This is a genomic window from Streptomyces yunnanensis (assembly GCF_029011865.1).
In the GTDB taxonomy this organism is placed as follows: Bacteria; Actinomycetota; Actinomycetes; order Streptomycetales; family Streptomycetaceae; genus Streptomyces; species Streptomyces yunnanensis.
Genome location: NZ_CP095749.1, coordinates 3,561,894 through 3,584,134, shown reverse-complemented (window position 1 = coordinate 3,584,134; position 22,241 = coordinate 3,561,894). Strand labels below are relative to the sequence as shown.

General features: G+C 75.3%; 16 protein-coding genes. 10 read left to right on the top strand and 6 right to left on the bottom strand.

Going from position 1 to position 22,241, the window contains the following annotated elements:
- Positions 1-134: 134 nt before the first annotated feature.
- On the bottom strand, positions 135-2,339 hold the full coding sequence (locus MOV08_RS15485; RefSeq protein ID WP_275307775.1) for a DEAD/DEAH box helicase: 2,205 nt from the start codon (positions 2,337-2,339) through the stop codon (positions 135-137).
- 521 nt (positions 2,340-2,860) lie between these two features.
- On the opposite strand from MOV08_RS15485, the gene MOV08_RS15480 reads away from it, so the two are divergent.
- Positions 2,861-3,598, top strand: coding sequence for a ferritin-like fold-containing protein (locus MOV08_RS15480; RefSeq protein ID WP_039633016.1), 738 nt, complete (start codon positions 2,861-2,863; stop codon positions 3,596-3,598).
- Positions 3,599-3,604: 6 nt separating this feature from the next.
- Here the strand turns inward: MOV08_RS15480 and MOV08_RS15475 are convergent, their stop codons facing one another.
- The 4 genes from MOV08_RS15475 to MOV08_RS15460 all read right to left on the bottom strand — a co-directional run bounded on the left by MOV08_RS15475 (position 3,605) and on the right by MOV08_RS15460 (position 5,594).
- Positions 3,605-3,925 (bottom strand): hypothetical protein, encoded by a 321-nt coding sequence (locus tag MOV08_RS15475; protein WP_039633014.1) that lies wholly within the window; start codon positions 3,923-3,925, stop codon positions 3,605-3,607.
- A 282-nt stretch (positions 3,926-4,207) separates the two neighbouring features.
- The gene (locus MOV08_RS15470) at positions 4,208-4,435 is read right to left on the bottom strand and encodes a DUF3107 domain-containing protein (RefSeq protein WP_275307774.1); all 228 of its coding nucleotides are present in this window, start codon (positions 4,433-4,435) and stop codon (positions 4,208-4,210) included.
- 141 nt (positions 4,436-4,576) lie between these two features.
- Complete coding sequence (locus MOV08_RS15465) at positions 4,577-5,218, bottom strand: TetR/AcrR family transcriptional regulator (RefSeq protein ID WP_039633010.1); 642 nt, start codon at positions 5,216-5,218, stop codon at positions 4,577-4,579.
- A 151-nt stretch (positions 5,219-5,369) separates the two neighbouring features.
- Positions 5,370-5,594: a hypothetical protein gene (locus MOV08_RS15460; protein ID WP_039633008.1), complete on the bottom strand. Its 225-nt coding sequence runs from the start codon at positions 5,592-5,594 to the stop codon at positions 5,370-5,372.
- Between the two features lie 154 nt (positions 5,595-5,748).
- Here MOV08_RS15460 and MOV08_RS15455 point away from each other — a divergent pair, with 154 nt between their 5' ends.
- From MOV08_RS15455 to moeZ, 7 genes are all read left to right on the top strand, one after another.
- On the top strand, positions 5,749-6,783 hold the full coding sequence (locus tag MOV08_RS15455; RefSeq protein WP_275307773.1) for an alpha/beta fold hydrolase: 1,035 nt from the start codon (positions 5,749-5,751) through the stop codon (positions 6,781-6,783).
- Between the two features lie 112 nt (positions 6,784-6,895).
- The gene (locus tag MOV08_RS15450; RefSeq protein WP_420834294.1) at positions 6,896-8,224 is read left to right on the top strand and encodes a DUF3152 domain-containing protein; all 1,329 of its coding nucleotides are present in this window, start codon (positions 6,896-6,898) and stop codon (positions 8,222-8,224) included.
- A gap of 369 nt (positions 8,225-8,593) precedes the next feature.
- Entirely contained in the window at positions 8,594-10,351 is a 1,758-nt protein-coding gene (locus MOV08_RS15445; protein ID WP_275307771.1) for a DUF3492 domain-containing protein, read from the top strand.
- A gap of 17 nt (positions 10,352-10,368) precedes the next feature.
- Positions 10,369-10,596 (top strand): hypothetical protein, encoded by a 228-nt coding sequence (locus MOV08_RS15440; protein ID WP_275307770.1) that lies wholly within the window; start codon positions 10,369-10,371, stop codon positions 10,594-10,596.
- Positions 10,593-11,852, top strand: coding sequence for a hypothetical protein (locus tag MOV08_RS15435; RefSeq protein ID WP_275307769.1), 1,260 nt, complete (start codon positions 10,593-10,595; stop codon positions 11,850-11,852). The genes MOV08_RS15440 and MOV08_RS15435 overlap by 4 nt, the downstream gene beginning before the upstream one ends.
- A gap of 250 nt (positions 11,853-12,102) precedes the next feature.
- Positions 12,103-13,062: an NAD-dependent epimerase/dehydratase family protein gene (locus MOV08_RS15430; RefSeq protein WP_067347144.1), complete on the top strand. Its 960-nt coding sequence runs from the start codon at positions 12,103-12,105 to the stop codon at positions 13,060-13,062.
- A 420-nt stretch (positions 13,063-13,482) separates the two neighbouring features.
- Entirely contained in the window at positions 13,483-14,661 is a 1,179-nt protein-coding gene (gene moeZ, locus MOV08_RS15425) for an adenylyltransferase/sulfurtransferase MoeZ (protein ID WP_067347142.1), read from the top strand.
- A 113-nt stretch (positions 14,662-14,774) separates the two neighbouring features.
- Here moeZ and MOV08_RS15420 read toward each other — a convergent pair whose 3' ends face one another.
- Entirely contained in the window at positions 14,775-17,780 is a 3,006-nt protein-coding gene (locus MOV08_RS15420) for a lysylphosphatidylglycerol synthase transmembrane domain-containing protein (protein ID WP_275307768.1), read from the bottom strand.
- Between the two features lie 187 nt (positions 17,781-17,967).
- Here MOV08_RS15420 and MOV08_RS15415 point away from each other — a divergent pair, with 187 nt between their 5' ends.
- Positions 17,968-18,393, top strand: coding sequence for an MGMT family protein (locus MOV08_RS15415; protein ID WP_039632993.1), 426 nt, complete (start codon positions 17,968-17,970; stop codon positions 18,391-18,393).
- Positions 18,394-18,717: 324 nt separating this feature from the next.
- Positions 18,718-22,221, top strand: coding sequence for an ATP-dependent helicase (locus MOV08_RS15410; RefSeq protein ID WP_420834160.1), 3,504 nt, complete (start codon positions 18,718-18,720; stop codon positions 22,219-22,221).
- Positions 22,222-22,241: the final 20 nt, after the last annotated feature.

Here is a 22,241-nt window from a genome sequence, read left to right as displayed (position 1 = left end):
GAGGCTATCGGGACGGCCGGGGAAAACCCGCCGGTACGCCGGCGTTGCCGGGGCACCCCGGCCCGAAACGGCGGCGACCCGGCGCCCGCACGAGGCGGGGCCGGGTCGTCAGGTGCCGTCGGAGGCGGGCCGGATCAGCTCTCGGCCGGCGCCTCGGCGGGCTTCGCCGGCGTCCGCTTCCGGGTGCGCTTCGGCTTGGCCTCCGCGCCGTCCACCGCTTCCGCGGGGGCGGCCTCGGCGGCCTTGGCGGCGGCGGTCTTCCGCGTCCGCTTCGGCTTGGCGGGGGCCTCCCCGTCGGCGGCCTCGGTCACGGCGGGCTTCGCGGCGGTCTTGGCGGCGGCGGTCTTGGCCGTGGCCGTCTTGGCCGCGGCGGTCTTCCGGGTCCGCTTGGGCTTCTCCGGGGCGACCTCGACGCTCTCGGCCGCGGCGGGGGCCACGGCGGCCTCGGCCTCGGCCGCGGGCTTGGCGGCGGCCACCTTCCGGGTCCGGGTGCGCTTGGGCTTGGCCGGCGCCTCGGGGTCCGCGACGGCGGGGTCCGCGACGGCGGTGTCCGCCACGCCCTCCGCCGCGTCCACGGCGTCAGCCGCCACGGCCTTCTTGGTCGCGGCCCGCTTGCGGGTGCGCTTGGGCTTCTCCGGGGCGGCCTCCGCCGCGACCGGCGCCGACGCGGTCTCCTGCGCCGCCTCGACCACGGTCTCCACGGTGGCCTCCGCCGCCTCGCCCACGCTCTCCGCGGCGGCCTTGGCGGCGCTCCGGGTACGGCGTCGGCGCGGCTTGGCGGCCGGGGCCTCCTCGGTGTCCGGACCGACCGTGGCGGCCGGCGCGGGGGCGGCCTCGACGACCGTGTCGGCCGCGGCCTCGCGGGCCTCGGCCACCGCGGCCTCGGTGGCAGCGGCCGTCACCGCGCCCCGGGTGCGGCGGCGGCGCCGGGGCGTCCGCGGTGCCGCGGCGGCCTCGGTGCCCTCGGCCGTGCGCACCGCCGCGTCGGCGGCGCTCTCGGCGTTCGCGGTCTCCGGCGCGTCCGCGCCGGCCGCCTCGGTCACGGGCGTCCCGCCCCGCGTCCGGCGCCGCTGGCGCGGCGTCCGGGTCCGCCGGGGCTCTTCCTTGGTGTCCGGGGCCCCGGACCGCCGGCCGCGCCCGCGGCCACCGGGCTCGCCCAGGTCCTCGACCTCCTCGGCGGCCAGCCCCGCCCGAGTGCGCTCGGCGCGCGGCAGCACGCCCTTGGTGCCCGCGGGGATGTGCAGCTGCTCGTAGAGGTGCGGCGAGGTGGAGTAGGTCTCCTCCGGCTCGTCGAACGACAGGTCCAGCGCCTTGTTGATCAGCTTCCAGCGCGGGATGTCGTCCCAGTCGACGAGGGTGACCGCGGTGCCCTTGGCGCCCGCCCGGCCGGTGCGGCCGATCCGGTGCAGGTAGGTCTTCTCGTCCTCGGGCGACTGGTAGTTGATGACGTGGGTCACACCCTCGACGTCGATGCCGCGGGCGGCGACGTCGGTGCAGACCAGGACGTCGACCTTGCCGTTGCGGAAGGCGCGCAGCGCCTGCTCGCGGGCGCCCTGGCCGAGGTCGCCGTGGACCGCGCCGGACGCGAAGCCGCGGCGGGCGAGCTGGTCGGCGATGTCGGCGGCGGTCCGCTTCGTGCGGCAGAACACCATGGCCAGCCCGCGGCCCTCCGCCTGGAGCATGCGGGCGACCATCTCCGGCTTGTCCAGGGAGTGCGCCCGGTAGACGTGCTGGGTGATGTTGGCGACCGTCGCGCCCTCGTCGTCCGGCGCGGTGGCACGGATGTGCGTCGGCTGCGACATGTAGCGGCGGGCCAGCGAGATGACCTGGCCGGGCATGGTCGCCGAGAACAGCATGGTCTGCCGCTTGGCCGGCAGCAGCTGGATGATCCTCTCGACGTCGGGCAGGAAGCCCAGGTCGAGCATCTCGTCGGCCTCGTCCAGGACGAGCGTGCGCACCCGCGACAGGTCGAGCTTCCGCTGGCCCGCCAGGTCGAGCAGCCGGCCGGGCGTGCCGACGACCACGTCGACGCCCTTCTTCAGCGCCTCGACCTGGGGCTCGTACGCCCGGCCGCCGTAGATCGCCAGGACCCGGACGTTGCGCACCTTGCCGGCGGTCAGCAGGTCGTTGGTGACCTGCTGGCACAGCTCACGGGTGGGCACGACCACGAGGGCCTGCGGCGCCTCGGTCAGCTGCTCGGGCGTGGCCCGGCCGGCCTCGACGTCGGCGGGGACGGTGACCCGCTCCAGCAGCGGCAGGCCGAAGCCGAGCGTCTTGCCGGTGCCGGTCTTGGCCTGGCCGATGACGTCGTTGCCGGAGAGGGCGACGGGGAGGGTCATCTCCTGGATGGGAAAGGGGGTAACGATGCCGACGGCTTCCAGGGCCTCGGCGGTCTCGGGGAAGATCCCGAGTTCTCGGAACGTCGTAGACAGAGTCTTGCCTCTTCTGTGAGACGCGGCGAGAGGCGGCGAAGGGGGTCGTACCGCACCGTCGTACGGGTTCGTACGGCGCCGACCCGAAGGGGCCGGACGGCGCGGGACCACTGCCGTCGCTCAGGCACTCTTGCCGCGAGCGGTGTGCCTCCTGCTGTGCGTACGTCGCGTACGCGCCGCGGGGGAGGGCGGTCGGTTGGAGCCGATCGGGCCACCGACCGGGCATCCGCTTTCGTGGAACGACCCACCGATACTCGGCGGGTCCTTTAGCACTGTACCCCGGATATCGCGCGTGAATCCGAAGGCGTGTATGACTGAGGAATTCATCACGGCGCGCCGGACCGCTCTCGGCGATCACTCGCACGGGTGACCGAGCCGTGGCTGACCAGGGCCTTCCACGACCCCTCGGGCGGGCTATTGTGCCGGTCATGGAGACGCCTGACAACGCCGCTGCCGACGCGCAGGAACACACCGGAATCGCCGCCCAGGACTGGGACCGGGCATCCGCGGACCCGCAGTACCGGGCCGCTGTGATCGATCTGCTCGGCGCCCTCGCATACGGCGAGCTGTCCGCCTTCGAGCGCCTGGCGGAGGACGCCAAGCTCGCCCCCACCATGGACGACAAGGCCGAACTGGCCAAGATGGCCTCGGCGGAATTCCACCACTTCGAGCGGCTCCGCGACCGGCTCGCCGAGATCGAGGCGGAGCCCAACGAGGCGATGGAGCCGTTCGCCGCGGCACTGGACGAGTTCCACCGCCAGACCGCGCCGTCGGACTGGCTGGAGGGCCTGGTCAAGGCGTACGTCGGCGACTCGATCGCCAGTGACTTCTACCGCGAGGTGGCGGCCCGGCTGGACTCCGACACCCGCGACCTGGTGCTCGCCGTGCTCGACGACACCGGGCATGCCACCTTCGCGGTGGAGAAGGTCCGGGCGGCCATCGAGGTCGAGCCGCGGGTCGGCGGGCGGCTGGCGCTGTGGGCCCGCCGGCTGATGGGCGAGGCGCTCTCGCAGGCCCAGCGGGTGGTCGCGGACCGCGACGCGCTCTCCACGATGCTGGTCGGCGGGGTGGCCGACGGCTTCGACCTGGCCGAGGTCGGTCGGATGTTCTCCCGGATCACCGAGGCGCACACCAAGCGGATGGCGGCGCTGGGCCTGGCGGCCTGACGCCCGTCAGCAGGCCGTCCGGTGGCCCTTCAGGGGGGTGGCCGGACCGGGGGCGCCTCCCGGCGACAGCCGGGGGAGCACCCGGCGGCGCGGCGGGCGCACCAGGACCGACAGCAGCGCGGCGCCCACGGCGAACGCGGCGACCATCACCTGCACGGGGTGTCCGGGGCCCAGGATCGAGCGGGTCAGCAGCGCGCCGAGCAGCGCCGCGACCGGTCCGGTGGCCAGGGTGAGGGCGTGGGCGGGGAATCGCTCGGGGAGCCAGCGCCGCGCGGACAGGGCGATGGCGAATCCGACGATCACGGAGCCGAGCGCTTCCCAGATCATGCTGTTCCCTCCCGCGTGACGAGGCCGATCCAACAAACAAATCGGTCGTAGGCGGTCGTACCCAAGGGCCGCCGGCAGCAACCCTCCGGCGCGGCCCCCTTGTCCGGTCAGCGTGCGCCCTCGTCCGGCCATCGGGCAAGGGTTTTCGGACAGGGATTGCGCACATCCCGGCCGACGGTCGGCGTCGGGCGCCGGTGACACGACGCAGGGCGGCGGCCCGGAAACTTCTCCGGGCCGCCGCCCTGCGTCAGTGATGGCGCCTCGTACGCCGCTGCGCGTCGCTCAGGGTGCGCCGAAACCGACCTTGCGGGTGGTCGGCTCGCCGAGCTCCACGTAGGCCACCCGGTCCGCCGCGACGAAGACCTTGCGGCCGTGCTCGTCCACCAGGCTCAGCAGCTCCGTCTTGCCGGTCAGCGCCTCGCTCACCATGCGCTCGACCTCTTCGGCAGACTGCCCGCTCTCCAGAACGATCTCGCGGGGCGCGTGCTGCACGCCGATCTTGACCTCCACGGCTTCTGTCCCTCCGATGGTCCGGGTGTCCCCCAGCGTCGGCTGGGGGAGGATGCGCGGCCAGCCGCGCGGTACGCAGCACACATTAGCCCGGTACGGGGACGGACAGGACGTCGCCGACCACGCCAGCAGCGAACACGGTCAGTGCATGTCGGTGCCGTGCAGTGGGAATCCGGCGATGCCCTTCCAGGCGAGCGAGGTCAGCAGCTGCACCGCGGTGTCCCGCGGCACCTGGCTCTCCGAGGACAGCCAGTAGCGCGCCACCACCTGGGAGACTCCGCCCAGGCCGACGGCCAGCAGCATCGACTCGTCCCGTGACAGCCCGGTGTCCTCGGCGATCACCGCGCTTATCGCCTCGGCGCACTCCAGGGACACCTTGTCCACCCGCTCGCGGACCGCCGGCTCGTTGGTCAGGTCCGACTCGAAGACCAGGCGGAAGGCGCCGCCCGGGTCCTCCACGTAGGCGAAGTAGGCGTCCATCGTGGCCGCGACCCGCTGCTTGTTGTCCGTGGTGGACTCAAGGGCCGTGCGCACCGAGTGCAGCAGGGCCTCGCAGTGCTGGTCGAGCAGGGCCAGGTACAGCTCCAGCTTGCCGGGGAAGTGCTGGTAGAGCACCGGCTTGCTGACGCCCGCCCGCTCGGCGATGTCGTCCATCGCGGCCGCGTGGTAGCCCTGCGCGACGAAGACTTCCTGGGCCGCGCCCAGGAGCTGGTTCCGCCGGGCTCGGCGTGGCAGGCGCGTGCCCCGCGGACGCGCCGCCTCGGTCTGCTCGATGGCGCTCACGCTGCCTCCCAGAAATCGTTCCGTTCGCGGTCCGTACGAGAAGGTGGTGCACCGCGGCCGTCATCGTACTTTTGGGTAACGGGGCTGTGTGCGGTCCGCGGCGAGAAATTCTGCCCCGCACCCTTCCTCGAAGCCGACATAACGTCCCAGGTCATCGATATTCGTCTTCGTTGAGCTCGACGACCCGGGCCTGTTCGGCCCGGTCCGCCTCATTGGCTGAGAAGTCGCCGCCGGTCACCGTCTCGTCGTGCCGCGGCGCGAGCTCGGCGTGCTGTTCGGCGGCATCGGCCTCCGGTGCCTCCACGTCGAACTGGGTGAGGGCGGGGCCTTCGGCCGCCTCCTCGAAGGTGTCGGGGTCTGTCGGGTCGACGCGCATGGTGGCTCCCTTTCCGGTGCTTTGCTGGGGCCGTGGCCCGCCGTGGGGGCGGTCGCCCTAGCTACGAGCCTAGGAGAGCGGTTGCGGCAGCGCGATGCGGTGTGTGACCGCGAACACACAATCGGGGGCGTGATCGTCTCGTAACATCGACAGCATGTCTTCGACCGAGTCGCCGGACACCGCGACAGCCGCCGCCCTCCCGGTGCCGCCGGCCGGACCCGGCGCCCCGGACGCCGCGGACGAGGCGGTCGACTGGGTCGCGCTGGCGACGCCGCCGCGACTGACGCTGGCCGTCCGCACCCCGGCCGCGCGCCCCGACGCCCCGGCCGACGCCGCCGGCCGGGACCGCGAACCGGCGCTCTACGTCCACGGCCTGGGCGGCTCGTCCCGGAACTGGTCGGCCCTGATGCCGCTGCTCGCCGACCGGCTGGACGGCGAGGCGATCGACCTGCCCGGCTTCGGCGAGTCGCCGCCGCCGGAGGACGGCAACTACTCGGTCTCCGCGCAGGCGCGCGCGCTCGTCCGCTACCTCGACGCGGCCGAGCGCGGCCCCGTCCACCTCATCGGCAACTCCATGGGCGGCGCCGCCGCGACCCGGGTAGCGGCGATGCGCCCCGACCTGATCCGCACCCTCACCCTGATCTCGCCCGCGCTGCCCGAACTCCGGCCGCAGCGCACGGCGGTGCCCACCGCGCTGCTCGCGGTCCCCGGCGCGGCCCGGCTGTTCGGCCGGCTCACCCGCGACTGGACGCCCGAGCAGCGCACCCGCGAGGTGCTGGCGCTCTGCTACGGCGATCCGGCCCGGATCACCTCCGAGGGCTTCGCATCAGCCGCCGAGGAGTACGCCCGACGGCTGGAACTCCCTTATTTCTGGGAGGTGATGGAGCGCTCGGCGCGCGGTGTGGTGGGCGCCTACACGCTCGGTGGCCAGCAGGGTCTGTGGCGCCAGGCCGAACGGGTCCTGGTGCCCACGCTTCTCGTCTACGGTGGACGCGACCGCCTGGTCTCCATCCGGATGGCACGGCGGGCGGCCGCGGCGTTCCGCGGCTCACGGCTGCTGACACTTCCGGAGGCGGGGCACGTGGCGATGATGGAGTACCCCGAGGCGGTGGCACGGGCCGTCCGCGAGTTGGTCGACTCCTCCGCAGCGGCCCGGTCCGACGTGTCGACCGGCGCGGGCGGGAGCTGACGGCGCCGTGGGACGACACAGCCGCCAGGGCGGGCCGCAGCGCCCGTCCGCGGAACCGGCCGGGAGCGCCGGCAGTACCCAGCACGCCCCGGGGACGGGGCGCCGCCGCCGGGTGAGCGGGGCGCCGGAGGGCGGCGCCGCGGTCCGCGGCGGCCATCCCGAGCAGCACGAGCCGGGCGGCGCCTGGGGCGCGGTCCCGCCGCCCGCAGCCGGACCGCACGGCTCCGCGAGGGGCGTGCCGGCCGCGCCGAGGATTCCCCGGCCGCGGTCCGCCGAGCCCGGTGGGCCGGCTTCCGGTACGCCGCCGTTCGGCACGCCCGCGTCCGGCACCCCCGCTTTCGGCACGCCCGCCTTCGGCACGCCGGTGGTCTCGCCGCCGGGCGGCGGTCCGGGGCCCCGGCAGGAGTATCTGGAGGCGTTCGGCGAGACGGCCCGCCGGGCCGCGCCGGGCACGCCGGCCGACGGTTTCCCGACGGGCTCGCCGGACGGCGCCGCCGCCGGCTTCCCGGAGGGCGTCCCCGACGACGTCCGCCAGGGGGATGCGGCGCCGCGGACCGATCGCCGGGACGGCGGTGACGGGCTCGGGCCCGAGACCGTCGGGCCGACCGACGACGGGTCCGGCGCGCGAGGCCCCCGGAAGGGGAGCAGGGCGCGGACCTTCACCGGCGCGGCCGCCGCGGCGGTGACCACCGCGCTCGCCGTCGTCATCGGGGGCCAGGTCGCCGACCAGCACCGCGAGGACGGCGGTCCGCAGGCCCGCAGCGGCGACGACCGGGCCGACGGCGCCGGCGAGGCGTCGCGCTCGCAGACGCGGGCCGGTCAGGACGCCAAGCCCGCCGACTACGCCACCCAGATGGCCGAGGTCTTCCCGCTCGACCCGCACCTGACCGCCGGCGGCCGGTTCCGGCCGGTCGGCGGCGACGCCAAGGCGCCCGGCCACGGCAAGGTGCTGCGCTACCGGGTGGACGTCGAGGAGGGACTGCCGCTGGACGGCGAGCTGTTCGCCGAGGCGGTGCACAAGACCCTCAACGACGACCGGAGTTGGGCGCACGGCGGGCAGCGGACCTTCCAGCGGGTGGGCTCCGGCGACGCGGACTTCGTGATCTCCCTGGCCAGTCCGGGGACCACCGCGAAGTGGTGCGCCAAGTCCGGCCTGGACACCACCGAGGACAACGTCTCCTGCGACTCGGCGGCCACCCAGCGGGTGATGATCAACGCCTATCGGTGGGCGCAGGGCGCCAAGACCTACGGCCCCGACAAGATGCTGGCCTACCGGCAGATGCTGATCAACCACGAGGTCGGGCACCGGCTCGGGCACAACCACGAGGCATGCTCCCGGGCGGGCGCGCTCGCCCCGGTGATGATGCAGCAGACCAAGTTCCTCACCACGGACGGGGTGACCTGCCGCCCCAACTCCTGGCCGTATCCGACCGGGCGGTGAGCCCGGTGCCGGCGGCGGCGATGCGGGCCGGCCGGGGCACGGGGGAGAGGTGGACGAGCGGGCGCACGGCGACACTCAACCCCCTTGCGTGCGAGGGGCGTTGAGGGTCGTTCCGGCACCGGATCCGCAGGTCGCGCTCGGGATGCGCGCCCCGTGGGCGGCGGCGCGACGGCCGGACCTCACCGTCCAACGGGCCGCATAGCGCGTCGAAACGCCCCCAGGGGTGGAAAGTCACGCGTGTTCACCCCTTCCGGTGGTGCGACGGACAACCGTCCATCGCGCCACCGGACCCTTTGCGTAGCTTCTTCCTGCAGGTGGCGGGGGACGTGCCGCGCCAGGACGCCGATATGGGAGGACGGGGGTGCCGTCGTGCGCATTGGACTGCTCACCGAGGGTGGCTATCCCTATGCGTCCGGTGAGGCACACGGCTGGTGCGACCGGCTCGTGCGCGGGCTCACCGGCCATGACTTCGCGCTCTACACGCTGATCACCGACCCCCGTCAGGAGGCCCGCGGCCCCGTCGAACTGCCCGTCAACGCCCGGCTGATGGGGCAGGCGCGGCTGTGGGGCGACATCCCGACGGGGCGCCGCCGGGCCGCCGGCCGCCGCGCCCGGCGCCGCTTCGCCGAGCACTTCGGCGATCTCGCGGCGGCCTGCGTGGCGCTGTCGGCGGGGGAGCCGGTGGCCGGTGCGGAAGCTGCCGCGGACGGACAGGCGGACCGTTTCGCCAGTGGCCTCTACGGGCTCGCCGACCTCGCCCGGGGCAGTGCCGCGCTGCCCGCCCTGCTCCGCTCCGAGGACGCCGTGCGCGCCCTGGAGGCCGTCTGCCACGGCGCCGGCGCACCGTCCGCCGTCCGCGGCGCACAGGTCGCGGACCTGCTGGCGGTCGCCGCCGAGCTGGAGCCGGCGCTGCGCCCGCTCTCGCTGGCCTGGTACGGCGACGCCGGGCTCGCCGCGGTGGACCTCTGCCACGCCGCCTCGGCCGGCACCGCCGCGCTCCCGGGCCTGCTGGCCAAACGCTTCTTCGGTACCCCGCTCCTGGTCACCGAGCACGGTGTGGGGCTGCGGGAGCACTACCTCGCGCTCCCCGCGGCGCCGCGGACCGTGCCCGTGCGGGTCCTGCTCGCCGCCTTCCGGCGCGCCCTCGCCGCCGAGACCTACGCCCGGGCCGCGTTGATCACCCCGGGCGGCACCCGGGCCCGCCGCTGGCAGGAGCGCTGCGGCGCGGACCCGGCCCGGCTGCGCACGGTCTACCCGGGCATGGCCGCGGGCCCGTTCGCGGCGGTCCCGGACGCCGCGGCGGACGACTCCGCGACCCTGGTGTGGACCGGCGCCATCGCCCCGGACAAGGACCTCGTAGGACTGCTGCACGCCTTCGCCGACCTCCGCAGGACCGTCCCCGCCGCCACCCTCCGGATCATCGGCGGCCTCGGCGCCGACCCGGAGGCCGCCGGATACCGCGCCCAGTGCCGGGCGCTGGCCGCCCAGCTCTTCCCCGACGAGGCCGCCGACGCCCGGACCGCCGGGGAGAACCCGGTCAGCTTCGAGGAGATCGGCGGCCCCACCGCGCCCACCGCGGCGGACGCCTACGCCTCGGCGACGGTGGTGGTGCTCTCCAGTGCGGTCGAGGGGTTCCCGCGCTCCCTGGTGGAGGCGATGTTCTGCGGCCGGGCCACGGTCTCCACCGACACCGGCGCGGTCTGCGAGGTGATCGGCGGCACCGGTCTGGTGGTCCCACCGCGCAACCCCCGTGCGCTGGCCGACGCCTGCCGGGCGCTGCTCGGCGACCCGGAGCGGCGCGCCCGGCTGGGCGCCGCGGCCCGCGCCCGGGCCTTCGAACTCTTCACCGTCGAGCAGAACACCGCGGCATTTCGTGGCATCTACCTGGAGCTGATCGCCGGCGCCCCGGGCGGTCCGGCGGGGTGCGGCGCCGGGGACGGCGTCCCGCGGCCCTTCGCCCGGCCCGCCGAGTCCCGGGTGCCCGGGGGGCCGCCCCCGGCCGGCACCGCCCGCACCCCGAGCTGGGCCCGGGCCGAGCAGGCGGATCCGGCGGACCAGGCAGGCGGACGGTCCCGGCGTACGCGGCGCGGGGCGGCCGGCGAACCGGCCGCCGGGCAGGTGTGGTGAGGGTGAGGGAGGCGACAGTGGTGACAGTCGTGCTGGACGTGCTCTGCGCGATGGGCGTGGTGGGCGCGGCCCTGGTGACGGGGATGGCGGACGTGGCACACGAGGGGAGCTGGGGCGCCGCATGGTGGGACGGCCGTCCGGGTGCCGGACGCCGCCCCCGTACCGGGCGCGCGCTGCTGCCCGCCCCCGCCATCCGTGCCGCCGGCCTCTGTCCCCGCGGCCGGGGGAGAGGAGACGGCGCATGACCGCACCCGAGAGCGGCACCGCGGCCCCACCCGCCCGGCCGGCCCCGCGGCACGGCCCCGCCGACCCCGTCAAGATTCTGATGTACCGTCACCGCACCTTGTGCGAAAGGGCAGTTGACCCACTGGAGATCGCCGCCGGACTGGAGGCGCACGGGGTCACCGACCGTGCCGCCGCCCGCTTCCGGCACCGCGACGTCTTCTCCCTGGCCGAGGAGCTCTACGCCCGGGTCCCGCGCACCGACGGACCGGAGCGCGACGCGTCGGCGGGCCCGGAGGACGAACCGGAGGCGCCGAATCCGGCCCCGGCCCCGGACCCGGCGGCCCCCGCCCCGGCCCCCCGCTCCCGGTTCACCCGCGGTGCGGTGCAACTGCTCCCCGGCGCGATCGGCCTCGCCACGGTCGCCGCCCACGCCTCCGTCGTGGCCCCGACCCCGCCGGTGCGCGGCGCCGTTGACGCGGCCGGGCTGCTGCTGACCGTCCTCGCGGCGCGGTTGGCGCTGCGCCACGGACCGCTGCGGCTGCGGCGCGGCCCTGGTTCCCGTACGGCGGTGCTGGGGGCGGCCTGGGCGGTGGGGTACGCGGTCTACGGTGACTGGCTGCTGGCGCAGCTGCTCTCCGGCGGGCCCGACGTGCCGGGCCCGCACCCGCGGGCCGCCGTCGCCGCCGCCGTGGCGCTGGCCTGCGTGATCGCCCCGGCCGCCGGCTGCGCCCACTGGTTCGCGCGGCGCGCCCGGCGCGGGGTGGTCGCCAGCCGCGCACTGGCCGAACTCGCCGCCCGGGTACGGCCGTTGCTGATCGGAGCCACGCTGCTCTTCGTGGTCGTGGCGGGGGCGCTGACGGTCGGCGCCCACCTGCTGCTCGCCCGCGCGGGCAGCCCCGGCGGCCGCTGGGCGGTCCCGGCGGTGGTCGCGCTGGCGGTGCTGCTCTTCCTCGCCCGGCTGCTCGCGGTCCACGGCTTCCCGGCGGCCGCCGCGGCCGGCCTCGGCGGCGCCGCGGCCCTGGAGGTGGTGGCCCTGGCCCTCGTCCTGACCGCCCGGCTCCCCGGCCTGGCGCGGCTCGGCACTCCGGTGGAGGCGCTGGTCACCGCCGCCGGACCGGCCGCGGTCCCGGCCGTCGCGTGCGCGGTTGCCGCGCTGGGCCTCCTCGTCCGCGGCCTGCGGGCGCTCACCGGCGCCTGTGCGCACCCGCCCGCCGTCATGCCCGAACGGCCCGTCGGCACCCCCGTCGGCGACCCCGCGGAGGCCCACCGGCCATGACCGCCCCCCTCCGCCCGTATGGGCCTTCGTACCCCCCGCATGCCGCGGCGCGGTGCCCCGATGCCGCCGCTCCGCGCTCCCCGGCCTCCGTGCCGCGGACCGCACCCCCCACCTGGTCCCCGCGCCCAGCGGCGGACGCCGAACCCGCGGCCGGAGCCGGAGGAACCGGCCCGCTTCCCTCGATCCCCATGAGGAGTCGACACATGAACGTCCACCCGACCACACGGCACGCGCGCAGGGGGGACGCACGATGAGGGTGCTGCTCATCGGCGCCAACGGGTACCTCGGCCGCTATGTCGCCGACCGCCTGCTCGCCGACCCCGCCGTCCAGCTCACCGCCCTGGGCCGGGGAGACGACGCCGACGTCCGCTTCGACCTGGCCACCGGCAGCCCCGGGGCGCTCACCCGCTTCCTCGACGCGGTCCACCCCGGCGTGGTCGTCAACTGCGCCGGCACCACCCGCGGCGGCGCCCGGGAGCTGACCCGGCACAACACCGTCGCGGTCGCCACCATCTGCGAGTCGCTGCGCCGCAGCGGCTGCGGCGCCCGCCTGGTCCACCTCGGCTGCGCCTCGGAGTACGGGCCCTCGCAGCCCGGCTCCTCCACCGCGGAGGACGCGGTGCCGCGCCCCGGGGGCCCGTACGGGGTCAGCAAGCTGGCCGCCACCGAACTGGTGCTGGGCTCCGGGCTGGACGCGGTGGTGCTGCGGGTCTTCTCGCCGGTCGGCCCGGGCACCCCGGCCGGGTCGCCGCTGGGCCGGCTCGCCGAGGCGATGCGGCGCGCGATGCAGTCCGGGGACAACGAGCTGAAGCTGGGCGGGCTCGGCGTCCAGCGGGACTTCGTCGACGTCCGGGACGTGGCCCGGGCGGTGCACGCCGCCTCGCTGTCCGCCGCGCAGGGCGTGGTCAACATCGGCACCGGGCGCGCGGTGCGGCTGCGGGAGGCCGCCGCGGTGCTCGCCCGGGTCGCCGGGTTCGGCGGCTCGCTGCACGAACTCGACTCCCCGCCGGCCCGGTTGGTGATCCCGGCCCCGGCCACCGAGGGGCACGCGGCGGGCGCACCGCCCACCGCCTACCCGTATCCGGACGGCTGCGGCACCTGGCAGCAGGCCGATGTGCGCACCGCCCGCGACCGGCTCGGCTGGCGCCCGCGGATCGGCCTGGAGGAGTCCCTGGCCGACATCTGGATGGAGGCCGCCTGCCGCATCTGAGCGGGCGGCGCCCCGGGCCCCACCCGCGTCTCCACCGGGGCCGGGCCGCTGCGGGCGGGGGTGCCGGGCTTCGCGCACCCCCACCGGCGCCCGCGCCCGTGAGACGGATGTCCACCCAGTGGGACGCCTGGATGCGGAGCGGGGCGCCCGGTCCTTCGCCGCGCCGCTCTCCGGTGCCCGGCGCGGTCGGGAGCGGCATCGGAGGGCGGCGTCTGCCTGGGCCTCCGTCCCGCGGGTCGGCCGCCGCCGGTGCCGCCCCGGAGTCGCTGCCCGGCCACTGGGACGCATTCGTCTCGCACACCGGACCGGGTGTCTCGGAATGAAGAAGGGCGTGGCAGTGTTACGGGGAGAACCATCTCCACCGTTCCCGGTTCCGACCGGGGCGGGGGAACCCCATCGAGACCGACCAACGGAGTCCCCGTGTCGCTGCCACCCCTGGTCGAGCCCGCTCCGGAGCTCACCGTCGACGAGGTCCGCAGGTACTCCCGCCACCTGATCATCCCCGATGTCGGGATGGACGGGCAGAAGCGGCTGAAGAACGCCAAGGTGCTGTGTGTCGGCGCCGGCGGCCTGGGTTCGCCCGCGCTGATGTACCTGGCCGCGGCCGGCGTCGGCACCCTGGGCATCGTGGAGTTCGACGAGGTCGACGAGTCGAACCTGCAGCGCCAGATCATCCACAGCCAGGCGGACATCGGCCGTTCCAAGGCCGCCTCCGCCAAGGACACGGTGCTCGGCATCAACCCGTACGTCACGGTCAACCTCCACGAAGAGCGCCTCGACTCCACCAACGTGATGGAGCTCTTCGCCCAGTACGACCTGATCGTCGACGGCACGGACAACTTCGCCACCCGTTACCTCGTCAACGACGCCTGTGTGCTGCTGAACAAGCCGTACGTCTGGGGTTCCATCTACCGCTTCGACGGCCAGGCGTCGGTGTTCTGGAGCGAGCACGGCCCCTGCTACCGCTGCCTGTACCCGGAGCCCCCGCCGCCCGGCATGGTGCCGTCCTGCGCCGAGGGCGGCGTGCTCGGCGTGCTCTGCGCCTCCATCGGCTCGATCCAGGTCAACGAGGCCATCAAGCTGCTCGCCGGCATCGGCGACCCGCTGGTCGGCCGCCTGATGATCTACGACGCGCTGGAGATGACGTACCGCCAGGTCAAGGTCCGCAAGGACCCCAACTGCGCGGTCTGCGGCGAGAACCCGACCGTCACCGAGCTCATCGACTACGAAGCGTTCTGCGGCGTGGTGTCCGAGGAGGCCCAGGAGGCGGCGGCCGGTTCCACGATCACTCCGCGCCAGCTCAAGGAGTGGATCGACAACGACGAGAAGATCGACATCATCGATGTCCGGGAGCCCAACGAGTACGAGATCGTCTCGATCCCCGGCGCCCGCCTGATCCCGAAGAACGAGTTCCTGATGGGCACCGCCCTCCAGGACCTCCCGCAGGACAAGAAGATCGTCCTGCACTGCAAGACCGGCGTCCGCTCCGCCGAGGTGCTCGCGGTCCTGAAGTCCGCCGGCTTCGCCGACGCGGTGCACGTCGGTGGCGGCGTCATCGGCTGGGTCAACACCGTCGAGCCGGAGAAGCCCGTCTACTGAGCGGCGCAGTCGCCCCGTGACGCTTAAGGCGCCGGTCCGTGCACCACGGACCGGCGCCTTCGCGCGTACCGGCGGAGGCGGGCTTCCCGGCGTGCCGGGGCAGCCCGCCTCGGTCAGATCTCGCCCTTGCGGCTCAGGAAGTTGAAGGCCAGCCAGCCCGGCAGCACCGGCAGCCAGAAGACCATCAGCCGGAACAGCAGCACCGCCGGCAGCGCCGTCTCGGCCGGCAGCCCGCCGAAGATCAGCGCAGCACTCAGGGCGCCCTCCACGGCGCCCACGCCGCCCGGGGTCGGCGCCGCCGAGCCCAGCGCGTTGCCCGCCAGGAAGGCCACCGCGATACCGGCGTAGCTGATCTGGTCGCCGCCGCCGAACGCCCGGATCGAGGCGTCCAGACACATCACGTTCGCCCCCGTCAGCAGCAGCATCCCGCCGATGCCGGTGACCAGCTTGCGCGGCCGCTGGAGGATGTCCAGCATCCGCGGCACCACGCCGGCGAACAGCGACCGCAGCCGGGTCACCACGAACTTCCGCAGCACCGGGACCGCCGTGACGACCAGGACCAGCACCGCCACCGTCAGCAGACCGGCGATCACCGTCCGGGACGCCTGGATCTGCGGGGCGTGCTCGGTGCCGGTCAGATAGCCGAACGCCAGCAGCAGCACGATGTGGCTGCCCAGCCCGAACAGCTGGGACGCGCCGACGCTCGCCACCGCCAGGCCCGGACGCACCCCGGCCCGCTGGAGGAACCGGGTGTTCAGCGCCACCCCGCCGATCGCGGTGGGCGCCACCAGTTTCACGAAGTCGCCCGCGACCTGCGCGAGCAGCGTCCGCAGGAACGAGACCTTCTCGGTGACGAACCCCAACAGGCTCATCGCCGCCGCGACGTACGTCAGCGCCGAGAAGAACGCCGCCACCAGCACCCACACCCACCGGGCCTGGTTGATCACGTCGCCGAAGTTGAAGTTGGTGAGCTGGGACAGCAGCAGGTACGCGGCGAGCGCACCGGCGATCCAGGTGATCAGGATCCGCGGGCTCAGCCGCTCCAGCTTCGCCGGCTCGATGACCGCGGTCGGCCGGATCAGCAGCACCTGTCGGCGGATCTGGGCGAGCAGGTCCTCCTCCAGCGCCTCTTCCGACGCCTCCTCCAGGGCCCGCTTCTCGGCGGTCTTCTCCGCGTTCCGCATCGCCCGCAGCGCCTTGCGGTCGCGGGGGCCGCTCGTTTCCCGGGCCTCCCGCGCCTCCTTCGCGGCCTGCGAGGCGGTGAGCACCGCCTCCCGCTCCCGCTTGGACCGCTCCCTGGCCAGCTGGCGCAGGGTGGCTCGGGTGGTGCGGCTGAGCGCGATCGGCTGGAGCAGCGGCAGGCTGTCGGCCACCGCGTCGGGGCCGAGCACCTCGACGGCCGCGGCGACCGCCCGCTCGGCGCCGACCCGCAGCCCACAGGTGGACAGCAGCTGGGCGATGTCCATCCGCAGCACCAGATCGCCGGCGGCGATCTCGCCGCCCCGCAGGTCGGTCAACACGATGTTGCCGGAACGATCCACCAGCAGGGCGTCCCCGACCAGCCGCCGGTGCGCGATCCGCCGCGACTGCAGCGCGGCCACCTGCCGCCAGGCGCTGTGCATCAGCTCGTCGGTGATCTCCTCGTCGGCCAGCGCGTCGAAGCTGCGGCCGCCGATGTGCTCGTAGACCAGCATCACCGCGTCCGGTCCGAGCTCGGAGGTGGCGATCAGCTTGGGCGCGTTGGCCCCGGCCGCGATCGCCGCGTACGCCAGCAGCGCCTCCTGCTCCAGGGCCTGGCGCAGCGACTGGAGGCTGCGGCGCTGGTTGATGCCGCGCAGCGACAGCCGCCGCCACACCCGGTAGAAGAAGCCCTGCGCCTGCTGCTCGCGGTCCACGACGGTGACGTCGATCGGCGGGCCGTCCTCCAGGGCGACGAGGTAGCGACGGCCCCGGTCGCCGTGGTCCGGGCTGCCGTCCTCCGCGCGCATCGCGCTGACCGGCCGGAAGCCGACCCGGCGCAGGCCCGCGAGGAGGTTCTGGCCGGTGGGGCGGACGTTGGGCGAGCCGACGGCGTAGAGGGTGCCGAAGGCGACGGTCCAGCCGATCAGCACGGTCACCACGATCGCGAACGGGGTGGTGTACCGCCCGATCAGCACCGCGAACGCGTCCAGCAACAGGACGCACCACATCGCCACCCGCCAGCGGGGCCGCCGGGACATCCCCACCGCCGTCATATAGGCGATCACCGGCGCCAGATAGCTGTGCACCGGCGGGGAGAGCGCCCCGTTGGCCAGCGGCTGGGTCAGCGCGCTGCGGATCGAGGCGGGGGCGGCCTCGGCCACCCACAGGTCGGTGGCGAGCGACACCCCGTGTGCCAGTACGGCGGCCAGCACGCCGTCCGCGATCCGCAGCCCGTCCCGCTTGATCAGGCGTTCCACGGCGTAGGCCACCGGCACGATCAGCACCAGGACGCTGGAGGCCAGCCCCGCCAGGTTGATCAGCAGCGGCGGGGCCGCCCCGGCGCCCTGCCCGATGTCGTTCTTCAGCCCCTGGGTGGTGCCGTGCGCGAACGTCGCCAGCGCCAGCACCAGTGCGATCCCGGCGATGCCGAGCAGCAGCCGCAGCAGGTCGGCGGGGCGGTGCACCCGCGCCGGCAGCAGCGGCTCGTCGACCGCGAGCCGGTCCACGTGGAACTCGCCGCTGTCCTCCGGGCCGCCCGTGGAGCGGTACGCGCCGGTGCGGGGCACGCCCCGGGGCGCGTCGTCGGCGGTCTTGTGGTGCTCCAGCCGCTCCTCCGGCTGCTGATCGCTCTGGGCGCTCTCCTTCGTCCGCCGTACGGGCTGGTGCCGCTCGGGTGGCTCCGGCGCCGTGGGCCGTCCCGGCCTCGCGGACGCCTCGGGTCGTTCGGCCTTCTCGATCGTGCTCGCCTTTTCGGTAGCGGAGGCCGCGGTCGGCTTCCGTTGTTGCTTCCCCTGTTCCGCCGCCCGCGGCCCTTGCGGCTGCGCGGTCCCTGCGGTCGGTCCCGGGGCGGTGCCGGCTGCCAGCACATCAGGGGCGCCCGCCTCCCGTGGAGGCGCCGCACCCTGCTGTTCGGCCGTCTCTTCTTGATCTCGTATCACCAGTCACCGTCCGGAAGATGGTGGCACGGCCGTCCGGCCCGGGGAGGCATCAGGGTGCATTTGGGGCCCACGGGAAGTGGAACCACCGCCACCGCACACGGTCTCCGCCGTTCTCAGGGTCTACCCCGGCCGACGCAGGACCCAGCGTCCAAGCCCATTGTCGGTGCTGTGCGGCAGGATGGACCGAATGAAGGGGACCGGAGACACGGACAGCGCCGGCGCCGCCGGCGACGGACCGGCCGCCGCCGTGGAACTGCCCGACTACGCCGAGCGGGTCCTCGGCGTCGCCGAGCTGATCCCGCCCGGCCGGGTCATGACGTACGGGGACGTCGCGGAGTGGCTCAAGGACGAGGAGCACCCCCAGGGGCCGGCGCCCGGCGGCCCCCGGCAGGTGGGCCGGGTGATGGCCCTCTACGGGGGCGCGGTGCCCTGGTGGCGGGTGGTGCGCGCGGACGGCACCCTGCTCCCCGGGAGCGAACTGCGCGCCCTGGCCCACTACCGCGAGGAGGGCACGCCCCTCCGGGAAGCCTCGGCGGTATCCGAGGGCCACATACCGCGGATCGACATGCGGCGGGCGCGATGGGACGGCGGCGGGGCCCCGGACGTGCCCTAGGGTCTGTCGTCAAACTCCCGTCGTTCGCCCGGAGGGCGGGCCTCGCGGCGTCTGGTGCGTGCGATCTCAAGGCGGAGGGTCATCCCGGTACCGGGCGTACCGGGATGAGCCCGACAACGCAGAGAGCGTGCGTGCCAGGCGTCGCGAGGCAGGCGGGAGTTTGACGACAGGCCCTAGGGTTGGCCCCTTGGCCGGTACGGTCGGCGGACCGCCGTGCCGGGCGCGGCCCGCCGCGGCGCCCTGGACGGGCAGCGGCACCGCCGGCACCGCCCGGCACCCTCCGCACCACCACCAGCACTTCCCTTCCCAGGACCGGCGATCCACGTGAGTTCCTCCCTTCCGGCCGTCCCGCCGGCGCAGCCCCGCGAGGCGGCGCGGCGGGACGCCCCCGGCGCCTACCGCCTGGTGCGCACCCCGCCGGAGCGGACCGCGCCGCCCACCCTGGACGCCGGACAGCGCGCCGTGGTGGCACACCGGGACGGGCCGCTGCTGGTCCTCGCCGGCCCCGGCACGGGCAAGACCACGACCCTGGTGGAGTCCGTGGTGCGCCGCATCCGGGACGGGGGCGACCCCGAGCGGATCCTCGTCCTCACCTTCAGCCGGAAGGCCGCGGTCGCCCTCCGCGACCGGCTGACCGCCCGCCTGGCCGACGAGGGGGACGTCCCCGCGCAGTCCAGGCATGGGGGAGGCTCGACCGCCGGGCGCCGGCCGGGCGTCCCGCAGGCCACCACCTTCCACTCCTTCTGCTACGCCCTGGTCCGCGCCCACCAGGACGCCGACCTCTTCGCCGACCCGCTGCGGCTGCTCTCCGGACCCGAGCAGGACCTCGTCGTCCGCGAGCTCCTGGAGGGCCAGGCGGAGCTCGCCGGCGCCGGCCGCGCCCGGGTGAGCTGGCCGGACGAGCTGCGGGCGTGCCTGACCACCCGCGGGTTCGCCGACGAGGTCCGCGCGGTGCTGGCCCGCAGCCGTGAACTGGGCCTGGGGCCGGACGCGCTGGGCGCCTTCGCCCGCCGCACCGGCCGCCCCGACTGGCAGGCCGCGGCCGGCTTCCTCGCCGAGTACCTCGACGTCCTGGATGCCCAGGGAGTGCTGGACTACGCCGAGCTGGTGCACCGCGCGGTACTCCTGGCCGAGCGCCCGGAGGCCGCCGCCCAGCTGGCCGGCGCCTACGACGCGGTCTACGTCGACGAATACCAGGACACCGACGCCGCCCAGGTACGGCTGCTGCGGGCGCTCGCCGGCCACCGGGGCGCACCGGCCGCGCCCGGCTCCCCGGGGCGCACGCTGCTCGCCTTCGGCGACCCCGACCAGTCGATCTACGCCTTCCGCGGCGCCGACGTCAACGGCATCCTCGACTTCCCCGAGACCTTCCGGCGCGCCGACGGCACCCCCGCCCCGGTCGCCGTCCTCGGCACCTCCCGCCGCTCCGGGGCCGAGCTGTTGGCCGCCACCCGCCTGCTGACCCGCCGGATGCCGCTCACCCGTCTTCCGGCCGACGCCGTCCGTGCCCACCGGGAGCCGACGCCCGTACGGGACGGCGGCCGGGCCGAGGTGTACACGTATCCGACCCCCGGCGCCGAGCTGGACAACATCGCGGACCTGCTGCGCCGTGCCCATCTGGAGGAGGGGGTGCCCTGGCGGGAGATGGCCGTCCTGGTACGCGCCGGGGGCCGCTCGATCCCCGCCGTGCGCCGGGCGCTGACCGCCGCCGGGGTCCCGCTCGACATCGACGGCGACGACCTGCCGCTGCGCCACGAACCGGCGGTCGCCCCGCTGCTGACCGCCCTGCGGGTGGCCGCGGGGGCGCCGGGCGCACCGGACGGCGCCGTGGACGTACCGGACGACATCGTGGACGTACCGGACGACGCCGTGGACGCATCGGACGCGCCCGACGGCGCCCCGGGCGACCCGGACCCGCAGGACGCCGCCCCGGACGGCGCGACCGCCCTGCGCATCGACCCCGAGACCGCCGTCGACCTGCTGACTTCCCCCCTGGGCGGTATGGACGCGGCCGATCTGCGGCGGCTGGGCCGGGCGCTGCGCGAGGAGGAGCGGGCGGCCGGCCGCCCGCTGCCGCCCCCCTCCGACGAGCTGATCGCCCGCGCGCTGTCCGAGCCCGAGCGCCTGGTGGCCCACGACCCCCGTTACGCCCGCGGCGCCCAGCGGCTCGGCCTGCTGCTGCGCAAGGCCCGGGAGCTCCTCGCCGGCGGCGGGACGGCCGAGGAGGCGCTGTGGCTGCTGTGGGACGGCACCCCCTGGCCGGGGCGGCTGGAGCGGGCCGCCCGGCGCGGCGGGGCCGCCGGCCGCAACGCCGACCGGGACCTGGACGCGGTGGTCGCCCTGTTCGAGACCGCGGCCCGCGCCGAGGAGCGCACCGGTGGCCGCGGCGCCCGGAACTTCCTGGAGGAGCTGGACGCCCAGGACATCGCCGCGGACACCCTCACCCGCCGCACGGTCCGCCCCGACGCGGTGCGGCTGATGACCGCGCACCGCGCCAAGGGCCTGGAATGGCGGTTCGTGGTCGTCGCCGGGGTCCAGGAGGGCCTCTGGCCCGACCTGCGGCGGCGCGGTTCGCTCCTGGAGGCGGACCGGATCGGCCGGGACGGCCTGGCCGAACCGCTCACCCCGGGCGCCCTGCTCGCCGAGGAGCGCCGGCTGTTCTACGTGGCCGCGACCCGGGCCCGGGAGCGCCTGGTGGTCACCGCGGTGAAGGCCGCGGCCGAGGACGGCGACCAACCGTCCCGGTTCCTGACCGAGCTGGGCGTCGTCCCCCAGGACGTCACCGGCCGCCCCCGCCGCCCCCTGACGGTCGCCGCGCTCGTCGCCGAGCTGCGCGCCACCACCGTCGACCCGGAGGCCGGGCCGGCGCTGCGCGAGGCCGCCGCCCGACGGCTGGCCAAACTGGCCGCCCTGCGCGACGACGACGGGTACCCCCTGGTGCCGGCCGCGCACCCGGACAGCTGGTGGGGCCTGCACGAGCCCACCCACAACGCGGTCCCGCTGCGCGACCGCGACCAGCCCGTGGTGCTCTCCGGCAGCGCCCTCGACCAACTGGCGAACACCTGCGCCCTCCAGTGGTTCCTGGGCCGCGAGGTGAAGGCCGACGCCCCGGCCACCGCCGCCCAGGGCTTCGGCAACGTCGTCCACGTCCTCGCCGACGAGGTCGCCTCCGGACGCACCCCGGCCGACCTGTCCGTCCTGATGGAGCGGCTGGACTCGGTGTGGGACGCGCTCGCCTTCGACGCCCCCTGGAAGTCCCGCCAGGAGAAGGACAGCGCCCGCGCCGCCCTGGAGCGCTTCCTGCGCTGGCACGTCATGGAGCGCGAGGCCCTCGGTCGGGACACCGTCGCCACCGAGCACGGCTTCGACGTCACCCTCGACGCCGGCTCCTACGAGGTCCGCATCCGCGGCAGCATGGACCACGTCTCGCGGGACGCCCAGGGCCGCGCCTACGTCGTCGACTTCAAGACGGGCAAGCAGAAGCCGACCGGGCCCGAGGTCGCCCGCCACCCGCAGCTGGCCGTCTACCAGCTCGCGGTCGTCGAGGGCGCCCTGGACGACGCCTTCGACGGCCGCCGGCCGGAACCGGGCGGCGCCGAACTCGTCCACCTGCGGCTGGGCGCGCCCCGCAAGGAGGGCGGCGACGCGCTGCCGGCCGTCCAGGCGCAGCCGCCGCCGGAGGGCGACTGGGTCGGCGACCTGCTCGCCACCGCCGCCGGCCGCGTCCTGGAGGAGCGCTTCACGCCCACCACCGGTTCGCACTGCACGCACTGCGCCTTCCGGGCCTCGTGCAGTGCGCGGCCGGAGGGCCGGCAGATCGTGGAGTGATCGGCCCGGGCCGGCTCGTG